The 26,930-nt window shown below is 72.3% G+C and carries 29 protein-coding genes; 20 read left to right on the top strand and 9 right to left on the bottom strand.

Annotated elements, in window-relative coordinates:
• Positions 1-36: 36 nt before the first annotated feature.
• The 3 genes from ACZ3I3_RS25530 (at position 37) to ACZ3I3_RS25520 (ending at position 3,608) form a co-directional block, all read left to right on the top strand.
• Positions 37-1,638 (top strand): glycoside hydrolase family 43 protein, encoded by a 1,602-nt coding sequence (locus tag ACZ3I3_RS25530; protein WP_467368717.1) that lies wholly within the window; start codon positions 37-39, stop codon positions 1,636-1,638.
• A 186-nt stretch (positions 1,639-1,824) separates the two neighbouring features.
• Positions 1,825-2,868 (top strand): LacI family DNA-binding transcriptional regulator, encoded by a 1,044-nt coding sequence (locus tag ACZ3I3_RS25525; protein WP_467368715.1) that lies wholly within the window; start codon positions 1,825-1,827, stop codon positions 2,866-2,868.
• 308 nt (positions 2,869-3,176) lie between these two features.
• Entirely contained in the window at positions 3,177-3,608 is a 432-nt protein-coding gene (locus ACZ3I3_RS25520) for a helix-turn-helix domain-containing protein (RefSeq protein WP_467368713.1), read from the top strand.
• A 59-nt stretch (positions 3,609-3,667) separates the two neighbouring features.
• On the opposite strand, the gene ACZ3I3_RS25515 is transcribed toward ACZ3I3_RS25520, so the two are convergent.
• Positions 3,668-4,207: a peptidoglycan-binding domain-containing protein gene (locus tag ACZ3I3_RS25515; RefSeq protein WP_467368711.1), complete on the bottom strand. Its 540-nt coding sequence runs from the start codon at positions 4,205-4,207 to the stop codon at positions 3,668-3,670.
• 607 nt (positions 4,208-4,814) lie between these two features.
• Between ACZ3I3_RS25515 and ACZ3I3_RS25510 the strand changes: the two genes are divergently transcribed.
• Entirely contained in the window at positions 4,815-5,219 is a 405-nt protein-coding gene (locus tag ACZ3I3_RS25510) for a VOC family protein (RefSeq protein WP_467368709.1), read from the top strand.
• Here the strand turns inward: ACZ3I3_RS25510 and ACZ3I3_RS25505 are convergent.
• Together ACZ3I3_RS25505 and ACZ3I3_RS25500 are read right to left on the bottom strand one after the other, a co-directional pair.
• Positions 5,199-5,888, bottom strand: coding sequence for a DUF6597 domain-containing transcriptional factor (locus tag ACZ3I3_RS25505; RefSeq protein ID WP_467368707.1), 690 nt, complete (start codon positions 5,886-5,888; stop codon positions 5,199-5,201). The two genes, ACZ3I3_RS25510 and ACZ3I3_RS25505, sit on opposite strands and share 21 nt — an antisense overlap.
• A gap of 113 nt (positions 5,889-6,001) precedes the next feature.
• Positions 6,002-6,937 (bottom strand): AraC family transcriptional regulator, encoded by a 936-nt coding sequence (locus ACZ3I3_RS25500; protein WP_467368705.1) that lies wholly within the window; start codon positions 6,935-6,937, stop codon positions 6,002-6,004.
• Between the two features lie 81 nt (positions 6,938-7,018).
• On the opposite strand from ACZ3I3_RS25500, the gene ACZ3I3_RS25495 reads away from it, so the two are divergent.
• Positions 7,019-7,864 (top strand): Rossmann-fold NAD(P)-binding domain-containing protein, encoded by an 846-nt coding sequence (locus ACZ3I3_RS25495; protein ID WP_467368703.1) that lies wholly within the window; start codon positions 7,019-7,021, stop codon positions 7,862-7,864.
• A 24-nt stretch (positions 7,865-7,888) separates the two neighbouring features.
• On the opposite strand, the gene ACZ3I3_RS25490 is transcribed toward ACZ3I3_RS25495, so the two are convergent.
• Complete coding sequence (locus ACZ3I3_RS25490) at positions 7,889-9,058, bottom strand: YihY/virulence factor BrkB family protein (RefSeq protein WP_467368701.1); 1,170 nt, start codon at positions 9,056-9,058, stop codon at positions 7,889-7,891.
• Between the two features lie 109 nt (positions 9,059-9,167).
• Here ACZ3I3_RS25490 and ACZ3I3_RS25485 point away from each other — a divergent pair, with 109 nt between their 5' ends.
• From ACZ3I3_RS25485 to ACZ3I3_RS25415, 15 genes are all read left to right on the top strand, one after another.
• Complete coding sequence (locus ACZ3I3_RS25485; protein WP_467368699.1) at positions 9,168-10,802, top strand: acyl-CoA dehydrogenase family protein; 1,635 nt, start codon at positions 9,168-9,170, stop codon at positions 10,800-10,802.
• Between the two features lie 304 nt (positions 10,803-11,106).
• Entirely contained in the window at positions 11,107-12,384 is a 1,278-nt protein-coding gene (locus ACZ3I3_RS25480) for a GAF domain-containing protein (RefSeq protein WP_467368697.1), read from the top strand.
• A gap of 172 nt (positions 12,385-12,556) precedes the next feature.
• Complete coding sequence (locus tag ACZ3I3_RS25475) at positions 12,557-13,885, top strand: hypothetical protein (RefSeq protein ID WP_467368695.1); 1,329 nt, start codon at positions 12,557-12,559, stop codon at positions 13,883-13,885.
• A 44-nt stretch (positions 13,886-13,929) separates the two neighbouring features.
• The gene (locus ACZ3I3_RS25470) at positions 13,930-14,502 is read left to right on the top strand and encodes a GNAT family N-acetyltransferase (RefSeq protein ID WP_467368693.1); all 573 of its coding nucleotides are present in this window, start codon (positions 13,930-13,932) and stop codon (positions 14,500-14,502) included.
• Positions 14,503-14,628: 126 nt separating this feature from the next.
• Positions 14,629-14,712 carry a putative leader peptide gene (locus tag ACZ3I3_RS25465; RefSeq protein WP_310887545.1) on the top strand — a complete coding sequence of 28 codons (84 nt, stop codon included), beginning with the start codon at positions 14,629-14,631 and terminating at the stop codon, positions 14,710-14,712.
• Between the two features lie 129 nt (positions 14,713-14,841).
• Positions 14,842-16,539 (top strand): nitrite/sulfite reductase, encoded by a 1,698-nt coding sequence (locus ACZ3I3_RS25460; RefSeq protein ID WP_467368691.1) that lies wholly within the window; start codon positions 14,842-14,844, stop codon positions 16,537-16,539.
• A complete protein-coding gene (locus tag ACZ3I3_RS25455; RefSeq protein ID WP_150483728.1) occupies positions 16,536-16,715 on the top strand; it encodes a hypothetical protein in 180 nt (59 codons plus the stop codon). The genes ACZ3I3_RS25460 and ACZ3I3_RS25455 overlap by 4 nt, the downstream gene beginning before the upstream one ends.
• Positions 16,712-17,422: a phosphoadenylyl-sulfate reductase gene (locus ACZ3I3_RS25450; protein ID WP_467368689.1), complete on the top strand. Its 711-nt coding sequence runs from the start codon at positions 16,712-16,714 to the stop codon at positions 17,420-17,422. The genes ACZ3I3_RS25455 and ACZ3I3_RS25450 overlap by 4 nt, the downstream gene beginning before the upstream one ends.
• 95 nt (positions 17,423-17,517) lie before the next feature.
• Entirely contained in the window at positions 17,518-18,054 is a 537-nt protein-coding gene (gene cysC, locus ACZ3I3_RS25445) for an adenylyl-sulfate kinase (protein WP_086851630.1), read from the top strand.
• Positions 18,051-18,986 (top strand): sulfate adenylyltransferase subunit CysD, encoded by a 936-nt coding sequence (cysD, locus tag ACZ3I3_RS25440; protein ID WP_381032826.1) that lies wholly within the window; start codon positions 18,051-18,053, stop codon positions 18,984-18,986. The genes cysC and cysD overlap by 4 nt, the downstream gene beginning before the upstream one ends.
• Before the next feature lie 2 nt (positions 18,987-18,988).
• Entirely contained in the window at positions 18,989-20,323 is a 1,335-nt protein-coding gene (locus ACZ3I3_RS25435; RefSeq protein WP_467368686.1) for a sulfate adenylyltransferase subunit 1, read from the top strand.
• 221 nt (positions 20,324-20,544) lie between these two features.
• Positions 20,545-21,648, top strand: coding sequence for an ABC transporter substrate-binding protein (locus tag ACZ3I3_RS25430; protein ID WP_467368684.1), 1,104 nt, complete (start codon positions 20,545-20,547; stop codon positions 21,646-21,648).
• A 35-nt stretch (positions 21,649-21,683) separates the two neighbouring features.
• Positions 21,684-22,472 (top strand): ABC transporter ATP-binding protein, encoded by a 789-nt coding sequence (locus ACZ3I3_RS25425; RefSeq protein WP_467368682.1) that lies wholly within the window; start codon positions 21,684-21,686, stop codon positions 22,470-22,472.
• A complete protein-coding gene (locus ACZ3I3_RS25420; protein ID WP_467368680.1) occupies positions 22,459-23,355 on the top strand; it encodes an ABC transporter permease in 897 nt (298 codons plus the stop codon). Before ACZ3I3_RS25425 ends, ACZ3I3_RS25420 begins: the two co-directional genes overlap by 14 nt.
• A gap of 2 nt (positions 23,356-23,357) precedes the next feature.
• Complete coding sequence (locus ACZ3I3_RS25415; RefSeq protein ID WP_467369000.1) at positions 23,358-24,098, top strand: sirohydrochlorin chelatase; 741 nt, start codon at positions 23,358-23,360, stop codon at positions 24,096-24,098.
• 44 nt (positions 24,099-24,142) lie between these two features.
• On the opposite strand, the gene ACZ3I3_RS25410 is transcribed toward ACZ3I3_RS25415, so the two are convergent.
• The 5 genes from ACZ3I3_RS25410 to gvpJ are packed head-to-tail and all read right to left on the bottom strand — an operon-like array spanning position 24,143 to position 26,705.
• Positions 24,143-24,994 carry a GvpL/GvpF family gas vesicle protein gene (locus ACZ3I3_RS25410; protein WP_467368678.1) on the bottom strand — a complete coding sequence of 284 codons (852 nt, stop codon included), beginning with the start codon at positions 24,992-24,994 and terminating at the stop codon, positions 24,143-24,145.
• Positions 24,991-25,353 carry a gas vesicle protein gene (locus tag ACZ3I3_RS25405; RefSeq protein WP_399412981.1) on the bottom strand — a complete coding sequence of 121 codons (363 nt, stop codon included), beginning with the start codon at positions 25,351-25,353 and terminating at the stop codon, positions 24,991-24,993. The genes ACZ3I3_RS25410 and ACZ3I3_RS25405 overlap by 4 nt, the downstream gene beginning before the upstream one ends.
• A complete protein-coding gene (locus tag ACZ3I3_RS25400; RefSeq protein WP_467368675.1) occupies positions 25,350-25,601 on the bottom strand; it encodes a gas vesicle protein GvpG in 252 nt (83 codons plus the stop codon). Before ACZ3I3_RS25400 ends, ACZ3I3_RS25405 begins: the two co-directional genes overlap by 4 nt.
• Before the next feature lies 1 nt (position 25,602).
• A complete protein-coding gene (locus ACZ3I3_RS25395; protein WP_467368673.1) occupies positions 25,603-26,322 on the bottom strand; it encodes a GvpL/GvpF family gas vesicle protein in 720 nt (239 codons plus the stop codon).
• Positions 26,319-26,705: a gas vesicle protein GvpJ gene (gene gvpJ / locus ACZ3I3_RS25390; RefSeq protein ID WP_467368998.1), complete on the bottom strand. Its 387-nt coding sequence runs from the start codon at positions 26,703-26,705 to the stop codon at positions 26,319-26,321. The genes ACZ3I3_RS25395 and gvpJ overlap by 4 nt, the downstream gene beginning before the upstream one ends.
• Positions 26,706-26,930: the final 225 nt, after the last annotated feature.

Here is a 26,930-nt window from a genome sequence, read left to right as displayed (position 1 = left end):
CGGCCCCCGGGTGCCCACCCCTCCCGGAGTCCTCACGTGACCGTTCTGCACAACCCCGTCCTGCGCGGCTTCGCCCCCGACCCCTCCCTGGTCCGGGTCGGCGACTGGTACTACGTGGCGACCAGCTCCTTCGAGTGGTTCCCGACGATCCCGGTCCACCGCTCGCGCGACCTGGCCCACTGGGAGTACGCCGGGCACGTCCGGGGCGCCGCCCCCGGCGGTTCGCTGGCCGGGGTGCCCGACTCCGGGGGCGTCTGGGCGCCGTCGCTGAGCTGGGACGGGGAGCGGTTCTGGGTGACGTACACCGTCGTGCGCTCGGTCGGCACGCCGTACTTCGACCTGGACACGTACGTGTCGACGGCCACCGAGGTGAGCGGTGAGTGGAGCGCGCCGCGCCGGGTCGCGAGCCACGGTTTCGACCCGGCCCTGTTCCACGAGGGCGGCAGGCTATGGCTGCTGAACCTCCAGAACGACCACAGGCCGGGCGGCCGGAGGTTCGCCGGGATCGTCGTCACGGAGCTGGACCGGGACACCCTGGCGCCCGTCGGGCCGACGCGTCTGCTGCTCCAGCACGACCGGCTGATCGAGGGGCCGAAACTGCTGCGGCACGCGGGCTGGTACTACTTGGTGCTCGCTGAGGGCGGCACGGGCTGGGAGCACGGGGTGCGGGTGGCCCGCAGCCGGGAGCTGACCGGGCCGTACGAACTCGACGAACGGCCGCTGCTGACCACCCGGGACGCCCCGGACGGGCCGTTGCAGAAGGCCGGGCACGGGGAGCTCGTCGAGACGCCGGACGGGCAGTGGCTGCTCGGTCATCTGACGGCCCGTCCGCTGCGCACGCCGCAGGGCCGCCGCTGCCCGCTCGGCCGGGAGACCGCGATCCAGGCGGTGACCTGGGACGCGGACGGCTGGCCCCGGCTGCGGCAGGGCGGTTGGCACCCGGCGGTCGAGGTCGAAGTGCCGACGCGGCCACATCCGTTGCCTCCCGCCTCCCCGCCGGAGGACCTGTCCTGGCCGTGGAGTTCCCTGCGCGAGCCGCCGGATCCGTCCTGGGCCGACACGACGGCCCGGCCCGGCTGGATCCGGCTGCGCGGCCGGCACGGGCCGGAGTCCCGCTGGGCGAGCAGCCTGCTGGCCCAGCGCATCACCGAGCACCGCGCTCAGGCCGAGGTCACCGTCGATGCGCGGCCGGTCACCTTCACCCAGGCAGCCGGGCTGGTGCTCTGGTACAACCCCGAGGCGTATCTCAGCCTGGACCTGACCTGGGCGGAGCCCGAGGGCGAGCCGCAGGGCGGACAGCAGTGGCGGGGCACGCCCGGCGCGGGAGGCCGTACGGTGCTCAGTCTCGTGGAGCGCGACGAGGAGGGCATTCGGCAGGCCGCGATCGTGGAGGTGCCGGTGGCGGCGCCCGTGACGCTGGGAGTGACGATCGAGGGGGCCGAGGCACGTTTCTGGTACGTCCGGGACGGGGTGCGAACGGTGATCGGCCCGGCCCTGGACTTCAGCCGGCTCTCCGACGACCACGGGTCCCGGCTGCGCTTCACCGGTGCGATGGCGGGCATCCACGCCCGGGACCTCGTCGACGCGGCGTTCACGGCGGACTTCAGGGGGTTCCGGCTGACCTGCACACCAGGCTGAGGGCCCTGTTCGAGGTTTCGAAAGTTTTGACCGGCGAGAACCCGTGAATTCACTTGTCTTCCCGCCGTCCTGCGCCGCACCTAGAGTAGGAAGCGCTTTCTGTCGGCTCGGACTCCGACCGCGGTGAGCAGCGCTGGTCGAAACTTTCCACGGCCCTCGGGCGGGCCGGAGAGGTGGGGGTTCCCGATGGTCCGTACGGCGAGTGCGAGCGTGGCGGCAGGTCCGACGCTGGCGGTCGTGGCGCGCGAGGCGGGGGTGTCGGTGCCGACCGCGTCCAAGGTGGTCAACGGCCGGGAGGACGTGGCGCCCGAGACGCGCCGCCGCGTCACCGAGGCGCTAGACCGGCTCGGCTATGTGCGCAGACCCCGGTTCGACGCGTCGAAGGCACCACGGCTGGTGGACCTGGTCGTGCACTCGCTGGACAGTTCCTGGTCGGGCGCGGTACTGCACGGGGTGGAGGAGGCTGCGCACGACGCGGGCCTGGAGGTCGTGGTGTCGGCGGCCCTCACCCGCACCCGGGCCGGGCGCCCGGAGCGCGGCTGGCTGGACAAACTGGTCGCCCGGGGCTCCTCCGGGGTCCTGTTCAACCTGGCCGAGCTGAGCGATTCCCAGTACGCCTGGCTGGAGCAGCACCGCATCCCGTTCGTGATGATCGACCCGGTCCAGGAACCGCCGGAGGGCGTGGCGTCGGTGGGCGCGGCGAACTGGCAGGGCGGTCTGACGGCCACGGAGCACCTGCTGTCCCTGGGCCACGAGCGCATCGCCGTCATCGCCGGTCACCGGCGCACGATGTGCAGCAGCGCCCGGGTCGCCGGTTACCGCTCGGCGCTCGCGTCGGCCGGGCTCCGGCACCGCGCCGAGTACGTCCGGCACGCCGGCTTCGACGAGAGCCAGGCCCGCCGCCGCATGCTGGAGCTGCTCGACCTGCCCGAGCCGCCGACGGCGGTCTTCGTCTGCTCGGACCGGATGGCGCTGGGGGTCTACCAGGCCCTGGCCGAACGGGGGTTGAGCGTCCCGGACGACGTCAGCGTGGTGGGCTTCGACGACCTGCCCGAGGCGCGCTGGGCCTCCCCCGCGCTGACCACGGTCCGCCAGCCGCTGTCGGAGATGGCCGCGACGGCCCTGCGGTCGCTGCTGCGCCTGATGGACGGCCACCACCCGGAGAGCACGCGGACGGAGCTGTCGACGCGGCTGGTGGAACGGGCGAGCACGGCGGCGCCGCGCGGGTAGCCGCGACGCGCAGCCGCCGCCCGGGCAGGGATCCGGCGAGCCGCAGGCGTTCGTCACGCGCCAACGCTGACAGGCGTTCGTCACGCGCCAACACTGAACTGCCTGCGACCGGTCGTCGCCCGCGGCCTCGCGGTACGCCGCCCCGGCGCGATGCACGCCAGTGACGGTCGCCAGGCCCGCTGCCGCGCCCCCCTTGCGCGCGCCGCGCGCCCGTCGGGGTGGGGAACTGGCCGGAACCGGCCGGCGTCGAACGATGCGGTGGGGAGGGGCCGTTGCCCGGGGCGGCGGCGGGCAGTGGGGGGACGACCATGACACGCTGGCGGCCGCTTCCGGACGTACTACCGAGGGAGGCACGGCACCTGGTCGCACAACTGCGGGCCCTGAAGGACCGCACGGGTCTGAGTCTGGCCGAGCTGGCGCGGCGGACTGCGTACAGCAAGTCGTCGTGGCAGCGGTACCTCAGCGGGGCGAAACAGCCGCCGAGGGGCGCGGTGCAGGCGCTGTGCCGGGTGGCGGGGGCGGACCAGGCGCGGCTGCTGGCGCTGTGGGATCTGGCGGACCAGACGTGGCCGCACGGCGTGGCGCTGCCGGTGGAACCGGCCGGGCGGGCGATGGACACGGCGACGCCGCCGCCCGGCGCCGAGTACCGGCGGTGGCGGGCGGCGGCGCTGGTCTCCTTCGCGGTCATCGTGGTGCTGCTGGCCGGGCTGCTGTGGGTGCTGCCGGCGAGGAGCGGGTGAGGGGCAGGTCGACTGCTCCTCACCCGCTCCCGGCTCCTGTTCCCCGCCCCGCCGATTTCTCAGCCGACGGTGCGGTAATGGGCGTTCTTCCAGGGCCCGACGTTCTTCAGCTTGACCTGGTACTTGCCGCCCACCCGCTTGAAGCTGACGTTCCGCGCGTCGCCCTTGTACTGGACGAGGTTGCCCGGGATGCTCTGCAGCCGGGTCTGGGCGAAGTCCCAGGTCTCACTGACGACGACACCGTCGGTGTCCGACAGGTTGTGCCGGCTCTGCCACCACTGCGTGGCCGACTCGGTCTCGGGCCCGAACGAGCCGTCGATCTGGCTCCTCTTGAAGGGCCGCCACTCCCCCTCGTCGTCCTCCCACTGGGCTCCGTCCGCCCACAGGACGGTCTCCCACAGGGCGATGGCGTTGCCCCTGGAGTACGCCTCGACGCCGAGGTTCTCCTCGTCCTCCCAGTCGTTGCCGACGGCGCCGCCGCCGTCGATACCGAAGTACGCGGGCGCGGCGCCTGCGGCCGGCGCCAGGGCGATTCCGGTGGCCCCGGCCCCCAGCAGTACGGCCGTCACCATCGCCATGGCCCGAATGCGCATGCTCATGCGGTCTTCCTTTCCGAACCGCCGTCACCCGTGGGTTCCCCCTGGGGCGGCTCGTCTCATCTGGCACGGCACAGCCTCACGGGCCGGGGCGGCCGGAGCGAGCTTTCCCGCCGGACGCGGACCGCCCAGGGACGGTTCACGAGCGGGTCGGCGGCGTCCCGGCCGGGGACGGGTCGCGCGGGACCTCCGTGGGCCGGGGCGGGACGGATCCCTTCGCGACCGCCGCTCCCGACAACCGCCATGGCTGGCCGGGCATGCCGCAGGGAGCCCGGGACGGGCCGCACTCGCAGCCGCCGCGCCCCACCGACCTGGAGCGGGAATCCGCTGCCCCCCAGATGACTCATGAGCGTTCCATCAGCCGTTTCAGGGCGGTGAGGTCGGCGGTCACCGCCTCCGCGTCGCGGTGGAACTCCTCGTCGCTCATCCAGGGCTGCCGGCGCAGGGTGAACACCACCTCGCAACCGGTCCCATGGGTGACTCCCCCACCCACCGGCCGTCCACCAGCTCGATGGAACGGGCCAGTCCGGGAGCCCAGCCGGGGACGTTGACGGGACCGGTGTCCGATTCCTTCAAGACCGGGCGTCGCGGGGCTGCCTACGGTGGGCCCATGACTGCACGATTCGATGCCATCGGCCTGGTCGTCTCCGACATGGCCGCCTCCGTCGCCTTCTACCGCCGGCTCGGGTTCGCCTTCCCCGAGGGCGCCGAGAACCAGCCGCACGCCGAGGCCGAACTGCCCGGCGGGCTGCGGCTGATGTTCGACACCGAGGAGACGGTCCGCTCCTTCCTCCCCGAGTGGCGGCCGCCGGCGGACGGCGGCCGGACCTCGCTGGCCCTGCGCTGCGACGGGCCGGAGGAAGTGGACGCGCTGTACGCGGAGTTGGTGGGCGCCGGGTGCCACGGTGAACTGAAGCCCTGGGACGCCTTCTGGGGGCAGCGGTACGCCGTCGTGCTGGACCCGGACGGCAACGGGGTCGACCTGTTCGCTCCGCTAGCCGCGGCCGGCGAGTAGCTCACCCAGCGGCAGGCCCGCCAACTCCCTGACGTCACGGGCCAGATGGGCCTGGTCGGCGTATCCGGCCCGGGTGGCCGTGTCCGCGAAGGGGACGCCGTCCCGGGCCAGCGCGAGGGCGCGGCGCAGCCGCAGGATCCGGGCCAGGGTCTTGGGTCCGTAGCCGAACGCGGTCAGCGAGCGGCGGTGCAACTGGCGTGCTCCGAGGCCGAGTTCGTCGGCGGTCGCGGCGACGGGCCGGCCCGCGCCGAGGGCGGTCACGACCTGCCGCAGCAGCGGATCCGGCGGATCGGCACCGGCTGCCTGCCGCAGGGCGAGGTCCTCCAGGCCGCTCACCGGGTCGGGGGCGGCGTTCACCCGTGCCTCCAGTCGCCGTACCTCCGCGGCCGGCCACAGATCCGCGAGCTCGACGCGACGGTCGCGCAGTTCGTGCGCCGGTACGCCGAGCAGGGCCGGGGCCGTGCCCGGGTAGAAGCGGACGCCGGCCCAGGCGCCGTTCTCGCCGTCCGTGACATGGGCGTGGGTATCGGGCCCGGCGACCAGGAGCCGCCCCTGGTGCCACAGCAGATCCATGCACCCGTCGGGCAGCACACGCGCCGCCCCGGCCCGCTCCGGGGCGTTGCTCCACACGACCGCTCCCGCCAGCCGTGACGCCCGCTCCACGTACACGTGAGCCAGGCTACGCCGCGGGCGCCGAGGCTGCCGCGAGCGTCGTCCCGGCCGGGCTTCCCCACCGCCGCCGACCAGGACACCGCGGCGCTCCCCGCCCTGCGCCACCCGCCCTACGCCACCCGTCCCCGGTACTCCACCGGGCTCACCCCGTACACCCGCTTGAACGCCGTCGACAGGGCGAACGCGCTGCCGTACCCCACCCGGCGGGCCACCGCGTCGAGCGTGTCCTCGGTGTCGCGCAGGCGGTCGGCGGCGAGGGCGAGGCGCCAGCCGGTGAGGTACGTCATCGGGGGCTCGCCGACCAGGGCGGTGAAGCGGCGGGCGAGTGCGGCGCGGGACACACCCGCCTTGGCGGCGAGCGCGGCGACGGTCCACGGGTGGGCGGGATCGTCCTGGAGCAGGCGCAGGACACCGCCGACGACCGGGTCGGCGAGAGCCCGGTACCAGGCGGGCGCCTCCGCCTCCGGGCGGGCGAACCAGGCGCGCAGCGCGGCGATGACCAGCAGGTCCAGCAGCCGGTCCAGCACCACCTCCTGGCCGGGCTCGTCCCGCACGATCTCCTCGGAGACGTACGGCGTGAGCGGGCAGTCCCACACGTCGGACGTGAGGGCGAGCAGCGGCGGCAGCGCGTCCAGCAGCCGGCCGCTGATCTCGCCCTGCAGCGGGTAGGTGCCGATCAGCAGCACCGTGGCACCGTCGAGCCGGTCGCCCCAGGTGCGCACGCCCAGGTCCATGGAGCCGTTGAGGGGGCGTCCGTCGGGGTGGCGGCACTCCTGGCCGGGCAGGATCAGCGCCTGCGGTGCCGTGCCGGGGGCGTCTGCGCAGGTGTAGGGGTCCGGGCCGCGGGCGATGGCCAGGTCCCCGGCCCGCAGCCGGGCCGGCTCGCCCCGGTCGGGCAGGACCCAGGCCTCGCCGCGCGCGACGAGCATCACGGTGAGCGGCGCCCGGTCCTCCACGCGTACCGCCCAGGGCGGGTCGAAGCACGCCCTGATCATGAACGCGCCCCTGGCGCGCGGGCCCTCCAGCAACCCTGAGAGTGCGTCCATGGGGTCAGCGTAGACGCGGTCGTATGGGAATGAGCCGTTCAGCGATGGTTCCGTGCGGTGCAGGGCAGTTGACTCGACGGCATGACGAACACGACACGGGACTCGCAGGACATGACGGTGGTGGTGACGGGCGCCTCGGGCCGTACGGGCAGCCGCGTGACACGGGCGGCGCAGGCCGCCGGGCTCACGGTACGGGCGGCGTCGCGGGCGACCGGATTCGACTGGTGGGACCGCTCGACCTGGGCGGACGCCCTGCGCGGCGCCGACGCGGCCTACCTCGTGTACCCCTCGGACGTCGGCGCGCCGGGCGCCGCCGAGGCGGTCGGGGACCTCGCGCGGGAGGCGGTCGGGCTCGGGGTGCGACGGCTGGTGCTGCTGTCCGGGCGCGGCGAGGATCAGGCCCTGCCCACGGAGGAGGCGCTGCACGCGTCGGGGGCGGACTGGACGGTTCTGCGGGCCGCGTGGTTCGCGCAGAACTTCAGCGAGGGGCCGCTGGTGGCGGAGCTGCGGGAGCGCGGGGAGCTGGTGTTCCCGGCGGGCGGGGTGCGCGAGCCGTTCCTCGACGTACGGGACATCGCGGACGTGACGGTGACCGCGCTGACGTCCGGCGACCGGTACGTGGGCCGGACGCTCACCCTCTCCGGGCCACGCCTGCTCACCTTCGGCGAGGCGGTGGCGGACATCGCCGAATCGACCGGCCGCCCGCTCACCTACCGAGCCGTGTCGACACAGGACTACGGCAAGAGGCTTCTCGAGTTCGGCCTACCGCCGCAGGAGGTCACAGCCCTCACCGAAATCTTCGACACCCTGCTCGACGGCCGCAACGCACACCTCTCGGACGGCGTACGGGAGGTCCTGGGCCGCGCGCCCAGGGACTTCACGGACTTCGTCCGGGAGGAGACGACGGCGGGAACGTGGAAGGGCTGACGACAGCCGGGACGTGCGGGCCCGTTACTTGTTCACGGGCGGTGGCGGCTCCCCGTCGGACTGGTCGGGGGTCTTCGCATGGGTGCTCTTCACGTGGGTGCTCTTCACGTGGGTGCGCAGGCGGGCCGTGACGTCCTCCGGGGGGAGGAAGCGGGACCAGCGTTCGGGGAACTCCGAGGGCATGTCGGGGTCGGACTCGCCCGCGGCGGCGGCGCGGGCGACGTACTCGGCGACCTGCGCCTGCCGCAGGCGTTCGTTGGCCTCGCGGGCCGCGGCCGTCGCGGCGGCCGGCCAGACCCGGTCGATGGCGGCGTTGACCGCGGCCCCGACGAGCACGGCGAACGCGGCCACACCGATCCACAGCAGCACGGCGACGGGCGCGGCGAGGGAGCCGTAGATCGTCGGGCCCTCGACCGTGCTGGTGAGGTAGATGCGCAGCAGGAAGCTGCCGAGGACCCACATGCCGAGGGCGACGAGCGCACCGGGCACGTCCTCGATCCACGGAGAGCGGACGGGGACGGACACGTGGTAGAGCGTGGTCAGGAAGGCGATGGACAGGAGGATGACGACCGGCCAGTAGAGGATCTGCACGACCGTCGTCGACCACGGCACGATCCGCACCACCGCGTCCGGCCCGGCCACCATCAGCGGCAGCGCGATGGAGCCGATCAGCAGGGCGACGATGAACAGCGCGAAGGCCATCAGGCGGGTCTTCACGATGCCGCGGACGCCGTCGAGGCCGTACATGACGGTGATCGTGTCTATGAAGACGTTCACGGCGCGGGAGCCGGACCACAAGGCGAACAGGAAGCCGATGGAGATGACGTCGGGCCGGCCGCCCTTCATCACGTCGTGCAGGATCGGCTCGGCGATCTGCCGCACGCCCCGGTCGGACAGCACCGTGCGGGCGGCCTCCAGGATGTTGGTCTCGAGGCTCTCGATGGTGTCGGCACCGGTCCAGGCGTCGACGTAGCCGAGCAGTCCGATCATGCTCAGCAGCAGCGGCGGCACCGACAGCAGCGTGAAGAACGCGGCCTCCGCCGCCAGGCCCAGGATGCGGTACTCGATGCAGGAGTTGACGGTGTCCTTGAGCAACAGCCAGGCGGTCCTGCGCTTGGAGACGTTCCGGTAGAGAGCACGCGCCCGATGGAGGCGCCCGGAGTGTGTGTCGGGGGTTTCACTTGCTGGCTGCACCCCCTAACGGTATCCGTCGTGCCTGCCCGTACTCACGCACAGGTGGGGCTCCGGCGCCCGGGCCCCGCCCCTTGGTGACCAGGGGGCCGCCCCGGGGTACTTTCGCACCATGGCTGGCAGCACCCACTCCGTGAACAACCAGGTCCCGCCGTTGGTCGGGTACGACGTCTTCTCGGCCGACCGGGCCCTCACGGCGGCGGTCGAACGGCATCTCGATCCCGGCCTGCGCGACGAGGTGCTCGGCGAGCTCTCGGCGCTCGGGCGGACCTCCGGCTCGGCCCAGGTGCAGGAGTGGGGAGCGCAGGCCAACGAGAACCCGCCGCGGCTGCGCACCCACGACCGGTACGGCCACCGGATCGACGAGGTCGACTTCCACCCGTCCTGGCACCGGCTGCTCGGCAAGGGCGTCTCGGCCGGTCTGACCGCGGCCTGGGACCGGCCGGCCGGGCATCTGCGGCGGGCCGCCGCGTTCCTGGTGTGGACGCAGGTCGAGGCCGGCAACAGCTGCCCGCTGTCGATGACGCACGCGGCGGTGCCCGCCCTGCGCACGGACCCGGACCTGGCCGCCGAGTGGGAGCCGCGGCTGACGTCCATGGTCTACGACCGTGGGCTCAGGCCCGCCCGCCTCAAGGCCGGGGCGTTGTTCGGGATGGGCATGACGGAGAAGCAGGGCGGCAGCGACGTACGCGCCAACACGACGTCCGCGTTGCCGCTGGCCGAGGACGGGACGTACGAGCTGACCGGTCACAAGTGGTTCTGCTCGGCGCCGATGTCCGACGGTTTCCTGGTGCTGGCGCAGGCTCCGGGCGGGCTCACCTGCTTCCTGGTGCCGCGGGTGCTGGCGGACGGCACGCGCAACGTGTTCCTGCTCCAGCGGCTCAAGGACAAGCTCGGCAACCGGTCGAACGCCTCGGCCGAGGTGGAGTTCGACGGGACCTGGGCGCGCCGGGTCGGCGAGGAGGGGCGCGGGGTGCGCACCATCATCGAGATGGTGGCGGCGACCCGGCTCGACTGTGTGCTGGGCTCGGCGGGGCTGATGCGGCAGGCGGTGGCGCAGGCGGTGCACCACTGCACGTACCGGGAGGCGTTCGGCGGGAAGCTCGCCGACAAGCCGCTGATGCGCAACGTCCTCGCCGATCTCGCCCTGGAGTCGGAGGCGGCGACGACGCTGGCGCTGCGGCTCGCGGCGGCCTACGACGACGGCGGCGAGCAGGAGCGGGCGCTGCTGCGGATCGCGGTGCCGGCGGCCAAGTACTGGGTGACCAAGCGGTGCCCGCCGGTGGCGGTGGAGGCGGCCGAGTGCCTGGGCGGCAACGGCTACGTCGAGGAGTCCGGGCTGCCCCGGCTGGTGCGCGAGTCGCCGCTCAACTCGATCTGGGAGGGCGCGGGCAACGTCCAGGCCCTCGACGTGCTGCGGGCGTTGCAGCGGGAGCCGGGGGCGTTCGACGCGTATCTGCGGGAGGTCGGGCAGGCGCGCGGCGCCGATCACCGGCTCGACGGGGCCATCAAGAACCTGCTGACGGAACTCGCCGACCTGGAGGGCGTGGAGGGGCGGGCGCGGCGGCTTGCGGAGCGGCTGGCGCTGGTGCTGCAGGGGTCACTGCTGGTGCGTTTCGCGCCACCGGAGGTCGCCGACGCGTTCTGCGCGGCACGGCTGGGCGGCGACGGAGGCGCGGCGTTCGGGACGCTCCCGCACACGCTCGATCTGGCGTCGGTGGTGGAGCGGGCCCGGCCGGTGACCTGATCCGGGCAGCGAAAAGCGGGGGTGGTGCTGCGCCGACACGGCACCACCCCCGCCGCACTGGCCCGTTCGAGCCACTGAACGCCGCTCGGGACGGCGCCGCTCAAGTTTCAGACACGGCCGGGCTGTCCACCAGGGTTGCAAGGGGTTGCAACTTGCTGCTGACTGTGGCGGACTGCGCGCGCCGCTGTCGGGCAGACGGCACTATGAGACGGACAGTCAAAAGGCTCCGACAGACAGTCAGGACTCCGGCGGACGGTCGATGGACTCCGACGGGCAGTCAGAAGACACCGGGGGGCACACGCCTATGGACGTCACGCAGCTCGCCGCCAAGGACACCTCGCGTGCGGCCCGGGTGCTCAGCGAGGTCCGTTCCGCCCGGCTGTCCGGGCAGCCCGCGCCCGTGCCGCCGCGCCGGGTGATCGAGCAGTCCTGGGAGCGGATGCTGCGCAGCGGTGTGGATCCCGACCACGACTTCCGGGCGGATCTGCTGTCCCGCGAGGAGGTGCAGCGGCGGCGTGAGACGTCGGCGCTGCGCCATGTGCTGCCGGTGCTGCGGGAGGGGCTGCTGGGGTTCGCGGACGTCGCCCACCACATCATGGTGGTCGCCGACGAGGAGGGGCGGGTGCTGTGGCGCGAGGGCAGCGCGCCGGTGCTGCGCAAGGCCGACGGGCTCGGTTTTGAACTCGGCGCGGACTGGCGTGAGGACGTCGTCGGCACGAACGGTCTGGGCACCCCGGCGGTGGTGCGCCGGCCCGTGCAGGTCTTCGCCTCCGAGCACTTCGTGCGCTCCCAGGCCGTGTGGACCTGTGCCGGCGCTCCGCTGACGGATCCGCGGGACGGCCGGCTGCTCGGCGTGGTGGACGTGAGCGGCCCGCTGGAGACGATGCATCCGGCCACGCTCGCCTGGGTCGACTCGGTGGCCAAACTCGCCGAGGCCCGGCTGCGGGAGAGGCACCTGGAGTCGCTGGAGCGGCTGCGCGCGGTGGCGGCGCCGGTGCTGGCCCGGCTGGAGGGGCGTGCCCTGGTCGTCGACCGGGACGGCTGGACCGCCGCGGTCAGCGGGATGCCGTACACGCGGCGCGTGGCCCTGCCCAAGTCGCTGTCGCCGGGCCCGAGGTGGGTGCCGGCGCTCGGGCTGTGCTCGGTGGAGCCGCTGGCCGGGGGCTGGCTGCTGCGGGCGGCCGCCGACGAGCCGGCGGCGCGCGGGGCGAGCAGCATCGTGCTGGACCTGAGACAGGCCCGCAGATGGACGGTGGCGGTGTCCGGCGGTGCGGGTTCCTGGACGCGCGAACTGAGTCCGCGGCACGCCGAGTTGCTGTACCTCCTCGCCGTCCACCGCACCGGCCGCAGCGCTTCGGGCCTGGCCGGCGACGTGTTCGGCGATCCGGCGCGCACGGTGACGGTACGCGCCGAGATGTCGCGGGTACGGCGCTACCTCGGCGCGTTCCTGGAACACCGGCCGTACCGCTTCGCCGAGGACGCCGAGGTCGAGGTGCTCCTCCCGGACGACCCGAAGGACCTGCTGCCGCACTCGACGGCACCGGCGGTGGGGAGGCTGCGCGGCTCCGCACCGGCTCCCTGAGGTTCACGGGGCGTGCCGTCCGGCCGCCCCAGGGGTGCATCTTGCGCATATTTGCAAGGTCTTCGCCCCCCGCCCCGCCCGCCTGCCGTAGCATCCCCTACGGGCCACCCCACCTGCTCCTCCGTCAACGTACGGATCACAAGGCGCAGTTGGCCCGCCTCGGGAGGACGTTATGAAGCATCGCGGCAGACACCGGCGGCGCAGGCGGGGCAGGGTACTGCGTGGGACCCTGGCCGGGACGGCTCTCGCGCTCACCGCCGCCGCCACCCTGATCAGCGCCTCGCAGGCCACGGTCGCCGACGCGCCCGGGGCCCTGAAGCCCCTCTCCGCGTCCGCCGGGGCCGGGCGGCTGCCGCTGGCCGAGCAGCGGGTGCCCGGGCAGTGGCTCGACCGGCTGGCCTCGGAGATGGGCCGGCCCGTCGGTGCCGCCACGGTGCTGGACGGCGCCGACCGCACGCTGCGCAACGCGGACGCTTGCCCGAGCGCCGAGAAGCACAGCCTGCCGGTCGAGCCGGCGGCCACGCGCGCGTACTGCTTCGGCGGCGCCGACACCCGGGGCTGGCGGCCCGGCGCGGTCACCACCTCGGGCGACGCGGACGACGACGGCCGCTGGGGCCACGACCGCGTGATCCTCTCCGGCTGGACCCGCGGCGGTGCCGGGGGCGGCTCCCTGGACGGTCCGGCCCCCGAGCGGGGCCTGGCGAAGGTCGCCTTCGTCGACGCGAACGACCCCGACCGGCTCCGCTACACCTGGGCGCTGCTGGCCGTCCCGGTGGACGGCGGGCGGGACTACCGGGGACTGGTCTCCCCGCTGTCCGGCATGGTCTGGTACCAGGACAAGCTGCTGGTGACGACCCGGGAGGGCGACCGGGACGCGCTGTACGTGTACGACATGGACCGCATCCAGCGCGCCACGGTCGACTCCGACGCGGTCGGCCGGGTGCGCGGCGGCTGGTCGGCGTCCGGCAACCGGTACGTGCTGCCCGCGGTCGCCTCCTACGCCCTGCCCGGCGGGCGCGACGTGCCGCATCCGGCCGCGGTCTCCCTCGACCGCAGCACCTCCCCCGACAGTCTGGTGGCGAGCGAGTGGGTGCCCGCGGACGGCGACCGGGGCACCCGGCTGTGGCGGTACGCGCTGAGCCGGGAGCCGGCCAGGTCCGGCCTGCTGGCCACAGCCTCCTCGGGGCGCGCGGACCCGGTCGAGGCGTACGAGACGAAGACGGCCGACGTGCGCGGCGTGCTGTCGTACCGCTCGGGCTGGTACCTCGACCGCGCGGCGGGCACGCCCGGCGGGCACGGGACACTGTGGCGCCAGGACACGAAGGGCGCGCGGGCGACGGAGTGCGCGACGGACGAGACGCGGCACTGCTGGAGCGGCCGGGCGGGTTCCCTTTCCTACTGGGAGGAGACCGGCGAGGTCTGGTCCCAGTCGGGGCGGATGCTGTTCGCGCTGCCGCTGGCGTCGGTGGACCGGGCGCTGGGCCGGCCGGCGGACCGGTAGGCCGCGATCGACAGACCAGTGGGTCAGATGATTTTCTGGCCCGCATGACCACCATTGCCGTGACCACCTGGTCCCTGGAGCAGACCGCCCCGACCGACCTGCTGCCGGCCGCCGCGCCGGACGGGGACGTCCGGGTCGTCCGCTCCGAGGTGCCCTCGCCCGAGTTCAGCCGGTTCCTGTACGCCTCGGTCGGCGGCGACATCCTGTGGACGGACCGGCTGAGCTGGTCGTACGCGCGGTGGCTGGAGCACCTTCAGCGGCCCGGCGTGGAGACGTGGGTGGCCTACGACCGGGGCACGCCCGCGGGCTATGTGGAGCTGGAGGCGCAGGACGACGCGGTCGTGGAGATCGTCTACTTCGGTCTGCTCCCCGCTTTCCGCGGCCGGCGCATCGGCGGGCACCTGCTGTCGTACGGCACGGCCCGCGCCTGGGACCTCGCGGACCGCTGGGCGGGACTGACGCCGACGAAGCGGGTCTGGCTGCACACGTGCAGCAAGGACGGCGAGCACGCGATGGCCAACTATCAGCGCCGCGGCTTCAAGCTGTTCGACACCAAGGTCGAGGACGAAGCGGACGTCACCGCTCCGGGACCGTGGCCTGGGGCGTTCCCCGTCTGACCTGGCCGGACACCCTCGGACGGCCCGATGTGACCAAGGACACTCGCGTCTCGCATACCGAGACCTGAGTGTCCGAATCTTGGACGAAGCTGGACTGTGTCCAGATCGCCGTGCCACGCTTCCGTCATGCCTGGAACTGGGATCGCCTTGGTGAGTCGACGCCACGTCGACCTCGGCCGCATGTCCAGCGCCATCTGTCCGGCGCGCTGAGAGCACTCACGCACCGCCCGACATCCCCCTTTTTCGTCGCATTCCCGCGCAATGACGCGCCCTCTGCCCATGCGCCCGCACGCGCAGGTCAGAGCCGCTTTCCCGCCTGTCCCGAAGGACGTATCAACCATGGCCGCCACCCCGCAGAACCCTGCCGCCGCGACTCCCCGCCGCAAGGTGAGCCGTCACCGCGGTGAGGGTCAGTGGGCCGCGGGGCACCACACCCCGCTCAACGGCAACGAGCAGTTCAAGAAGGACGACGACGGTCTCAATGTGCGGACACGCATTGAGACGATCTACTCCAAGCGGGGCTTCGACTCGATCGACCCGAACGACCTGCGCGGCCGGATGCGCTGGTGGGGCCTGTACACCCAGCGCCGTCCCGGGATCGACGGCGGCAAGACGGCGGTCCTGGAGCCGGAGGAGCTGGACGACGAGTACTTCATGCTGCGTGTCCGCATCGACGGCGGGGCGCTGACCACCCGGCAGCTGAGGGTCGTCGGCGAGATCTCGCAGGAGTTCGCGCGCGGCACGGCCGACATCACCGACCGGCAGAACGTGCAGTACCACTGGATCCGGATCGAGGACGTGCCCGAGATCTGGAACCGGCTGGAGGGCGTCGGCCTGTCCACGGTCACCGCCTGCGGCGACACCCCGCGTGTGATGATCGGCTCCCCGGTGGCGGGCATCGCCGAGGACGAGATCATCGACGGCACTCCGGCGCTGGAGGAGATGAAGCGCCGGGTGCTGAACAACAAGGCGTACTCGAACCTCCCCCGGAAGTTCAAGACGGCCATCTCGGGCTCGCCGGTGCTGGACGTGGTGCACGAGATCAACGACGTCGCGTTCGTCGGCGTCGTGCACCCCGAGCACGGCCCGGGCTTCGACGTGTGGGTCGGCGGCGGCCTGTCCACCAACCCCAAGCTGGGCGTGCGGCTGGGCGCCTGGGTGCCGATCGACGAGGTCCCCGACGTCTACGAGGGCGTCCTGTCGATCTTCCGCGACTACGGCTACCGGCGGCTGCGCACCCGGGCCCGTCTGAAGTTCCTCGTCGCCGACTGGGGCGCGGAGAAGTTCCGGCAGGTCCTGGAGGACGAGTACCTGGGGCGCAAGCTGGTCGACGGCCCCGCTCCCGAGCAGCCGTCCCAGCAGTGGCGCGACCACATCGGCGTGCACCGCCAGAAGGACGGCCGCTTCTACGTCGGCTTCGCCCCGCGCGTGGGACGCGTCGACGGCGCGACGCTCACGAAGATCGCCGACCTCGCGGAGGCCCACGGCTCGGGCCGGGTGCGCACCACCGTCGAGCAGAAGATGATCGTCCTCGATGTCGAGGAGGACAAGGTCGAGTCGCTCGTCGAGGGCCTGGAGGCGCTCGACCTGACCGCCCGGCCGTCCTCGTTCCGGCGCGGCACCATGGCCTGCACCGGCATCGAGTTCTGCAAGCTGGCCATCGTCGAGACCAAGCAGCGCGGCTCGCAGCTCATCGACGAGCTGGAGCGCCGCATGCCGGACTTCGACGAGCCGATCACCATCAACCTCAACGGCTGCCCGAACGCCTGCGCCCGTATCCAGGTGGCGGACATCGGTCTCAAGGGCCAGCTGGTCGTCAACGACAAGGGCGAGCAGGTCGAGGGCTACCAGGTGCACCTGGGCGGCGCGCTCGGCCTGGAGGCGGGCTTCGGCCGCAAGGTGCGCGGCCTGAAGGTCACCTCCGAGGAGCTGCCCGACTACGTCGAGCGCGTCCTGAAGCGGTTCCAGGCGGAGCGCGAGGACGGCGAGCGATTCGCCACGTGGGCGGCCCGCGCCGGCGAGGAGGCCCTGTCGTGAGCGAACGAGCGGCCCCGTTCTACTGCCCCTACTGCGGTGACGAGGACCTGCGTCCGCACGAGGAGGGCCACGGCGCGTGGGAATGCGCGGCGTGCAACCGAGCCTTTCAGCTGAAGTTCCTCGGGCTGCTGGCCCAGGGACTGAAGCGATCCGACACCGGAGGGGCGAAGATATGACCACGGTTCAGGAACAGCGCACGGCCGAGGAGCTCAAGGCCCTCGCCGAGCAGGCGGGCCACGATCTGGAGGACGCCTCCGCGCTGGAGATCCTCCAGTGGGCGGCCGAGACGTTCGGCAAGCGCTTCTGCGTGACCTCCTCGATGGAGGACGCGGTCGTCGCCCACCTCGCCTCCCGCGCGATGCCCGGCGTCGACGTCGTCTTCCTCGACACCGGATACCACTTCGAGGAGACCATCGGCACCCGTGACGCGGTCGACGCCGTGATGGACGTCAACGTCATCACGCTCACGCCCCGCCAGACGGTCGCCGAGCAGGACGCGGAGTTCGGCCCGAAGCTGCACGACCGCAACCCCGACCTGTGCTGCGCCATGCGCAAGGTGGAGCCTCTGGAGCGAGGCCTGAAGGACTACCAGGCCTGGGCGACCGGTCTGCGCCGCGACGAGTCCCCGACCCGGGCGAACACCCCGGTCGTCGGCTGGGACGAGAAGCGGCAGAAGGTCAAGATCTCCCCGATCGCCCGCTGGACCCAGGACGACGTGGACGCGTACGTCACCGAGCACGGCGTCCTGACGAACCCGCTGCTGATGGACGGCTACGCCTCCGTCGGCTGCGCCCCCTGCACCCGCCGGGTCCTGGAGGGCGAGGACGCGCGCGCCGGCCGCTGGGCGGGCCGCAGCAAGACCGAGTGCGGACTGCACGGATGACGGCGCCTCAGGTTCAGACGCCTCAGGCCCCGACGGCTCAGACCCAGACGCCTCAGACCCAGACGATTCAGACTCAGACGATTCAGGAGACCGACGTGACGACCGGAGCCACCGTCTGGCTCACGGGTCTGCCGAGCGCCGGCAAGACCACCATCGCCCACGAGCTGGCCGGCCGGCTCCGCGCCGAGGGCCACCGCGTCGAGGTGCTCGACGGCGACGAGATCCGCGAGTTCCTCTCGGCGGGCCTCGGCTTCAGCCGCGAGGACCGGCACACCAACGTGCAGCGCATCGGCTTCGTCGCCGAACTGCTCGCCCGCAACGGCGTGCTCGCCCTCGTCCCGGTCATCGCGCCGTACCAGGACAGCCGCGAGGCGGTGCGCAAGCGGCACCAGGCGAACGGCACCGCGTACGTGGAGATCCACGTGGCGACTCCGGTGGAGGTGTGCAGCGAGCGGGACGTGAAGGGCCTGTACGCCAAGCAGGCCGCGGGCGAGCTCACGGGGCTCACCGGGGTCGACGACCCGTACGAGGCTCCCGAGTCGCCCGATCTGCGCATCGAGTCGCAGAACCAGACCGTGCAGGAGTCCGCGGCGTCCGTGTACGCCCTGCTGAGCGAAAGGGGACTGGCATGACGACCGCCGCGACGGTTTCCGAGGAGACCGACAGCCCGTACGCGCTCTCCCACCTCGACGCTCTCGAGTCGGAGGCGGTGCACATCTTCCGTGAGGTGGCGGGTGAGTTCGAGCGGCCGGTGATTCTCTTCTCCGGCGGCAAGGACTCGATCGTCATGCTGCATCTGGCGCTGAAGGCCTTCCGGCCGGCGTCGGTGCCGTTCTCGCTGCTGCATGTGGACACCGGGCACAACTTCCCCGAGGTCCTCGACTACCGGGACCGCACGGTGGCCCGGCACGGACTGCGGCTGCACGTCGCCTCGGTGCAGGACTACATCGACCGGGGTGTGCTCAAGGAGCGCCCGGACGGCACCCGCAACCCGCTGCAGACGGTGCCGCTGACGGAGAAGATCCAGCAGGAGCGTTTCGACGCCGTCTTCGGCGGCGGCCGCCGGGACGAGGAGAAGGCCCGGGCCAAGGAGCGGGTGTTCTCCCTCCGGGACGAGTTCTCCCAGTGGGACCCGCGCCGCCAGCGCCCGGAGCTGTGGAACCTCTACAACGGCCGGCACGCCCCGGGCGAGCACGTCCGCGTCTTCCCGCTGTCCAACTGGACCGAGCTGGACGTGTGGCAGTACATCGCCCGCGAGGGCATCGAACTGCCGGAGATCTACTACGCGCACGAGCGTGAGGTGTTCCAGCGGGCCGGCATGTGGCTGACGGCCGGTGACTGGGGCGGGCCGAAGGACGGCGAGACCGTGGAGAAGCGCCTGGTGCGCTACCGCACGGTCGGTGACATGTCCTGCACCGGCGCCGTCGACTCCGACGCCGACACGATCGAGAAGGTGATCGTGGAGATCGCCGCCTCCCGGCTGACCGAGCGGGGCGCCACCCGCGCCGACGACAAGATGTCCGAAGCGGCGATGGAAGACCGCAAGCGCGAGGGGTACTTCTAGAGATGAGCACGATCACGACCGAGGAGCTCTCGGCCACCACGCTGCTGCGGTTCGCCACCGCCGGTTCCGTCGACGACGGCAAGTCCACCCTCGTCGGGCGGCTGCTGCACGACTCCAAGTCGGTCCTCACCGACCAGCTCGAAGCCGTGGAGCGCGTCTCCGCCAGCCGGGGCCAGGAGGCGCCGGACCTCGCGCTGCTGACGGACGGTCTGCGGGCCGAGCGGGAGCAGGGCATCACCATCGACGTGGCGTACCGCTACTTCGCCACGCCCCGGCGCCGGTTCATCCTCGCCGACACCCCCGGCCACGTGCAGTACACCCGCAACATGGTCACCGGCGCCTCGACGGCCGAGCTGACGGTCATCCTGGTCGACGCCCGCAACGGGGTGGTCGAGCAGACCCGCCGGCACGCCGCGATCGCCGCCCTGCTGCGTGTCCCGCACGCGGTCCTGGCGGTGAACAAGATGGACCTCGTCGGCTACGACGAGAAGGTGTTCGCCGCGATCGCCGAGGAGTTCACGGCGTACGCGACCGAGCTGGGTGTCCCCGAGGTCACCGCGATCCCGATCTCCGCGCTCGTCGGGGACAACGTGGTGGAGCCTTCCGCGAACATGGACTGGTACGGCGGCCCGACCGTGCTGGAGCACCTGGAGACGGTCCCGGTCGCGCACGACCTGAGCCACTGCCACGCCCGGCTGCCCGTGCAGTACGTGATCCGGCCGCAGAGCGCCGACCACCCCGACTACCGGGGTTACGCCGGGCAGATCGCGGCCGGTTCCTTCCACGTCGGCGAGGCCGTCACCGTGCTGCCGTCCGGCCGCAGCTCGAAGATCTCCGGAATCGACCTGCTCGGCGAGCCGGTCGACGTCGCCTGGACCACCCAGTCGGTGACCCTCCTCCTGGAGGACGACATCGACATCTCGCGCGGCGACCTGATCGTGCCGTCCAAGGACGCGCCCCCGACCACGCAGGACATCGAGGCCACCGTCTGCCACGTCGCCGACGCCCCGCTGACCCTCGGCCACCGGGTCCTGCTGAAGCACGGCACCCGCACGGTCAAGGCGATCGTCAAGGACATCCCGTCCCGCCTCACGCTCGACGACCTGTCCCTGCACCCGCACCCGGGACAGCTCGTCGCCAACGACATCGGCCGGGTGAAGATCCGCACCGCCGAGCCGCTGCCGGTCGACTCCTACGCCGACTCGCGGCGCACCGGCTCGTTCATCCTGATCGACCCGAACGACGGCACGACGCTGACCGCGGGCATGGTCGGCGAGTCCTTCGCCGCCCCCGACCCGGTCAAGGACGAGTCCGATGACGACGGGTGGGACTTCTGACATGAACTCCCCCGACTTCTACTCGATGTTCGCGAAGGAGGGCGGCCGCGTCGGCAGCGGTGCTCTCGGCAGCGGGCAGGGCGGAGTCGCGCGATGTGTGCGCTGACGTACGCGCACCGCTCGCGCGCCCTCACCCCCCACCGCCGTAGACGAAAACCCGCCGACCTCCCGGCCACGACCTGACAGACGTGACCGCCGGGCCTCCGAGAGGAAACCCTCCCGTGCCTGCACCATCCGCTCTGCGCCGATCCTTCGCGGTGCTCGCCGCGCTGCCCCTGCTCACCCTGGCCGCCTGCGGCTACGGCTCCCAGGCGAAGGACGACGACACCACCAAGGTCGCCGCCGGGGCGAAGAAGATCGACGGTCTCGACACAGTCAAGATCGGTTACTTCGGCAACCTCACCCACGGAACGGCGCTCGTCGGCCGTGAGCGGGGCATCTTCCAGAAGGCGCTGGGCGCCACCGAGGCGAAGTACGCGACCTTCAACGCGGGCCCGTCCGAGATCGAGGCGCTGAACTCCGGCTCCATCGACATCGGCTGGATCGGCCCGTCCCCGGCGATCAACGGCTACACCAAGTCCCAGGGCAAGAACCTGCGCATCATCGGCGGTTCGGCGTCCGGCGGTGTGAAGCTCGTCGTCAACCCCGACAAGATCAAGTCGCTGAAGGACGTCAAGGGCAAGAAGATCGCCACCCCGCAGCACGGCAACACCCAGGACGTGGCGTTCCTCAACTGGGCCGCCGAGCAGGGCTGGAAGGTCGACGCCGAGAGCGGCAAGGGCGACGTCACAGTCGTGCGCAGTGACAACAAGGTCACCCCCGATGCCTACAAGTCCGGGGCCGTCGACGGTGCCTGGGTGCCGGAGCCGACCGCGTCGAAGCTGGTCGCCGAGGGCGGCAAGGTCCTCCTCGACGAGGCATCGCTGTGGCCGGACAAGAAGTTCGTGATCACGAACATCATCGTCCGCCAGGAGTTCCTCGAGAAGCACCCGAAGGTCGTCGAGGCCGTGCTGAAGGGCTCGGTCGAGACCAACAAGTGGATCAACGCCAACCCGGACGCGGCCAAGGCGGCGGCGAACGAGCAGCTGGAGGTCGACTCCGGCAAGGCGCTGCCCGCCAACGTGCTGGACCCGGCGTGGAAGTCGATCCAGTTCACCGACGACCCGCTGGCCTCCACCCTCAACACCGAGGCCGAGCACGCCGTGAAGGCGGGGCTGCTGCAGAAGCCCGACCTGAAGGGCATCTACGACCTCGCGCCGCTGAACAAGGTCCTCAAGGCCGAGGGCGAGCCCACGGTCGACGACGCCGGTCTCGGCGCGAAGTAAGCCCGGATCCCGAAGAGTCCCAGGAGGTGACGACCATGGCCACGACCCTCGCCAAGGCCGCCGACGGCACGGAGGCGGCCACCCACGCCGCCCGGATCGAGCACGTCTCGAAGTCGTTCGCGGGCCCCGCCGGGCAGCAGCTCGTGCTGGACGACATCACCCTCGATGTCGCGCCCGGCGAGTTCGTCACCCTCCTGGGGGCCTCGGGCTGCGGCAAATCCACCCTGCTCAACCTGGTGGCGGGCCTGGACCGGCCCTCCGCCGGCGACATCACCACCGACGGCCGTCCCGCCCTGATGTTCCAGGAACACGCCCTGTTCCCGTGGCTGACCGCCGGCAAGAACATCGAACTGGCCCTGAAGCTCAGCGGTGTGCCGAAGGCGGAGCGCCGCGAGCGGGCGGAGCGGCTGCTCGAACTCGTCCGGCTCAAGGGCGCGTACGGCAAGCGGGTGCACGAGCTGTCGGGCGGTATGCGCCAGCGGGTCGCGCTGGCCCGCGCGCTGGCCCAGGAGAGCAGGCTCCTGCTGATGGACGAGCCGTTCGCGGCACTGGACGCGATCACGCGGGACGTGCTGCACGACGAGCTGACCCGTATCTGGCGCGAGACGCAGGTGTCCGTCCTGTTCGTCACGCACAACGTGCGCGAGGCGGTCCGTCTCGCGCAGCGTGTGGTGCTGCTGTCCTCCCGTCCGGGGCGGATCGCCCGCGAGTGGACGGTGGACATCCCGCAGCCGCGCCGCATCGAGGACACCGCCGTGGCGGAGCTGTCCGTCGAGATCACCGAAGAACTGCGTGGGGAGATCCGCCGTCATGGCCAGCACTGACTCGACGACGACCGTCGACAAGGACGGCAACGATCTCGCCGGTCTGGAGGCGGGCCTCGACGCGCTGGAGACGCGGCAGACCAGCCGCACACCGTTCCGGCAGACCCTCACCGAGAAGATCCTGCCGCCCGTCCTCGCCGTCGCCCTCGTCCTGGCGGTCTGGCAGGCCCTGGTCTCCTTCAAGGTCGTCGACGACCCGACCAAGCTGCCCGCCCCCTCGGCGGTGTGGGACGTCGTCCACCAGGCGTGGCTCCAGGGCGAACTGCTCGGCTACATCTGGACCAGCGTCTCGCGCGGTCTGCTCGGCTTCTGCTTCGCCCTGGTCATCGGCACCCCGCTGGGTCTGCTGGTGGCCCGCGTGAAGTTCGTCCGCGCGGCCATCGGCCCGATCCTGTCCGGCCTGCAGTCCCTGCCCTCGGTCGCCTGGGTCCCCCCGGCCGTGATCTGGCTGGGCCTGAACAACTCGATGATGTACGCCGTCATCCTGCTCGGCGCGGTCCCCTCCATCGCCAACGGCCTCGTCTCCGGCGTCGACCAGGTGCCCCCGCTGTTCCTGCGCGCGGGCCGCACGCTCGGCGCGACCGGCCTGAAGGGCACCTGGCACATCGTGCTCCCGGCGGCGCTGCCCGGCTACGTGGCGGGCCTGAAGCAGGGCTGGGCCTTCTCCTGGCGCTCCCTGATGGCCGCCGAGATCATCGCCTCCTTCCCCGACCTCGGCGTCGGCCTCGGACAGCTCCTGGAGAACGGCCGCAACGCCAGCGACATGGCCATGGTCTTCGAAGCCATCCTCCTCATCCTCATCGTCGGCATCGCGATCGACCTGCTGATCTTCAGCCCGCTGGAGCGGTGGGTGCTGCGCAGCCGCGGCCTGCTGGTGAAGTGACCGTGTTCAACAAGCCCGTTCTCCTCGTCATCGCCCACGGCAGCCGCGACCCGCGGCACGCCGCGACGGTGCACGCCCTGGTGCGCCGGGTCCGCTCCCTGCGCCCCGACGTCCGCGTGGAGACGGGCTTCCTGGACTTCAACGTGCCCTCGGTCCAGGGGGTGCTGGAGTCCCTGGCGGTCCAGGGCGTCCGTGACGTCGTGGCCCTCCCCCTCCTGCTGACCCGGGCGTTCCACGCGAAGGCGGACATCCCGGCGGTCCTCGCGGACGCTCCCCCGCAGCTGCGGATCCGCCAGGCCGAGGTCCTGGGCCCGTCGCCCCTGTTGCTGTCCGCCCTGGAGCGACGCCTGTACGAGGCGGGCCTGTCCCCCGCCGACAAGTCCTCGACCGGGGTCGTGCTGGCCTCGGCGGGGTCCACCGACCCGGAGGCGATCGCAGTGATCGCAGAAATCGCGCGGGAGTGGCGGCACACCGGTTGGTGCGCCGTGCGGCCTGCGTTCGCCTCCGCATCTCTCCCCCGCACCCAGGACGCCGTCCGGGAACTCCGGGCCCTCGGCTGCGCCCGAGTGGCGGTCGCCCCCTACGTCCTCGCCCCCGGCTTCCTCCCCGACCGCATCGCGCGGGGCGCGGCTGAGGCGGACGTCCTGGCGGACGTACTGGGGCCGGCACCGGAGGTGGCCCGGGTGGTGCTGGAGCGGTACGAGGCGGCTGGGGTACCGGCGTTGACGGCTGTGAGCGCCTGACGGCTCGGGCCACGGCCTTCGATTACCGGGGCCCCGACGGGCCCTCACGCGGCGGGTTCCGGTTCCGGCTGGAGGGCGAACGAGTAGGGGGCCCACGGGCCGGTGACCTCGACGCGGAGGCCGGGGATGCCCTCGGCGGCCGCCAGTACGGCGGCGCGGAAGGCGTCGACGCGGTCGGCGGGGACGAGGTAGGCGTCGTTGCCGACGTTGGTGCCGGGGGCGGCGCCCGCGAGGCTTCCGCGTTGCGGGGTGTGGGCGACGCGGTCGACGGCGAGGGTGCCGGCGGTCTGCGTGAGGTGTGCGGCGGCCTGCGCGACCGTACGCCAGGCCTCCTCGTTTCTGCGCTGTCTGCGGCGGCGGATCGACAGGTAAGCGCGGCCGACGCCGACGCCGACGGGCGTTTCCCGTCCGCCGTCGGTGTCCGGCCCGGGTGGTGTGATGTCGGGTGCGGCGTAGATCTTGACGCCGAGTTCGACGTGGCCCGTGAGGCGGTCCAGGAGGGACTGGAAGTACACGCGGCGGGTGTCGAGGGCCTGCCGGGCGCGCGCCTCGTCGGGGTAGACGGTGGCCAGGCGCAGGGGCAGGACGGCGGTGCCGCTCGCGACGAGCGCGGCGACGACGGCGTGGTGGGAGCGGACCGTGGACTCCATCCAGTCCAGGTCGTGGAGGTGGGCCTGGAGGGGTGCCTCGGCGTAGTCGGCGGCCGGGACGCGGCCGACGGCGAAGGCGAGCCGGGAGGCGGGGTCGGCTGCGGGCGTCACCAGGTGGATCCGGTCGCCGGCGACGCCGCGCACGTGCGCCACCGCCGCGGCGGCCTCGGGGGTGCCGCGCAGGACCGCGTAGACGTAGACGACGTCCGGGTCGGTCGGGCCGGTCGGTTCGGTCGGGTCGGTCATGGCTCCGGCCTCCTGTCGGCCGCCTTGAGGGCGGCGATCTCGGCGCGCAGCCGTTCGTTCTCGTCGGCCAGGGACCGCTCGGGGCGAGCGGCGCGGGAGGAGAGGGAGGGATCGTGTTCCCACCAGTCGATGCCCATCTCCTTCGCCTTGTCGACGGAAGCGACGAGCAGGCGCAGCTTGATGGTGAGCAGTTCGATGTCGAGCAGGTTGATCCGGATGTCGCCGGCGATGACCACGCCCTTGTCGAGGACGCGTTCGAGGATGTCGGCGAGGTTGGCGCTCTGGGCGCCGGGCCCGTGGCCGTAGGGGGAGGGAAGGCGGGGCGGCCCGGTGAGTCCGCCTGTTGCCGGATGGGTCATGGTCGCGGGGCTCGTCTCCGGGCGTCGATCTCGTCGAGTCGGTCCAGCAGTTCGTCCTCGCGGCGGTCGTACTCGTCCTCGTCGACGCGGCCCTCCAGCAGGGCCCGTTCCAGGTCGACGAGGGCCTGCCGGACGGGGGCCGGGTCGTAGTACTGCGCCTCGGCGGCCGCCTGGAGCTGCTCGGCGGCCCACAGGGTGGTGCGCACGGGCGCGAACGGGAGGGTGAGGATGCCGGTGAGCAGGCCCATGTCAGGCGGCGAAGCTGTACGGGGGCAGCGGCCCGCGCAGCCGGAAGTCGTAGGCGGCGCCGTAGTCCTGGGCCAGGCGCCGGACGGCCGTGGTGAACTCCTCGGCGCGGGCCTGCTCGACGAGGAACGACACGTTGAGGAAGTCGTCCTTGGACGGGTCCGCCACGACGCTGGACCTGGCGAGTCCGGACAGCCGTCCGACGATCTCCTCGGCCTGCCGCCGCTGCCGGGCGTCGACCTGCCGGGCGACCAGTTCGCCGAGGGCGAGGCGGTCCTCGTAGCTGCCGGTGCCGTCGCGGGTGCACTGGTTGAGCCGGCGGGCCTCCTCGGACTCGTCGAGCACCTCGCGCAGCAGGTCGTCCTGGTCGCGGGCGGCCTTGAGGTTGAACTCGGCGGTGCCGTGCAGTTCGCCGAGCCTGCGGGCGTAGTCCTGGCCCTGCTCTTCCAGGGCCGTGCGGACGGCGGCGTCGTCGGGGGCGAGCAGGCCGAACCGCATGGGCAGGACCGAGCCGTCGGCCATGAGCCGTTCCTGGAGTTCCTGATGGGCGGCGAGGTCGCGCCGTTTGGGCCGCAGACCGGGGGGTGCGGCGCTGACCACGGCGGCGAGCGGCCCGTGCACGACCACGCGCGGGGAGTCGTCGGTCCCGCCGACCGTGCGCAGGCCGTCGAGGCGCAGGGGGTGGTCGGAGCGGGTGACGGCGTACACGTAGACGCCGCTCACCGCTCGTCTCCCTTGCCGTCCTTGTCGTCACGGTCGAAGATGTCGCCGATCGCGTCGATGGCGCCGCCGATCGCGCCGCCGGTCTTGCCCCGGGCGCCGCTCTCGACGAGGTTGCCGACGATGTCGGTGAGCTTGTCGGGTGCCTTGCGGCCGGACTCGAGGTCGAGGCGGTTGCAGGCCTCGGCGAACCGGAGGTAGGTGTCGACGCTCGCGATGACGATCCGTATGTCGATCTTGAGGATCTCGATGCCGACCAGGGAGACACGGACGAACACGTCGATCACGAGCCCGCGGTCCAGGATCAGTTCGAGGATGTCGAAGAGGCCGCCGGTCCCCGACCCGCCGGAAGTGGCGGCGGGTTGCATCCCGCCGGTCTGTGTCATGACGGTCACGGTGCGATTCCTCTCGCGAGACTCGTTCTCGTGCCGCCCGTAGGTACGGGGGTGGCGGCGGGCGTGTTCACGCAAACACCGAACGGGTCTCAGCGGCGGGACTTTTCGGACACGCTCTAGCTGTATTGATCACGAGCGTTGTTGACACTGACCGGGCTTGATCATGGCGAAGACCTCCGGTGTGGTGGAGCTGTCTAGGACTGCACCGCACGGAGG

This window comes from Streptomyces sp. NPDC016851, assembly GCF_055562795.1.
This window is presented reverse-complemented; position numbering and strand designations above follow the sequence as displayed.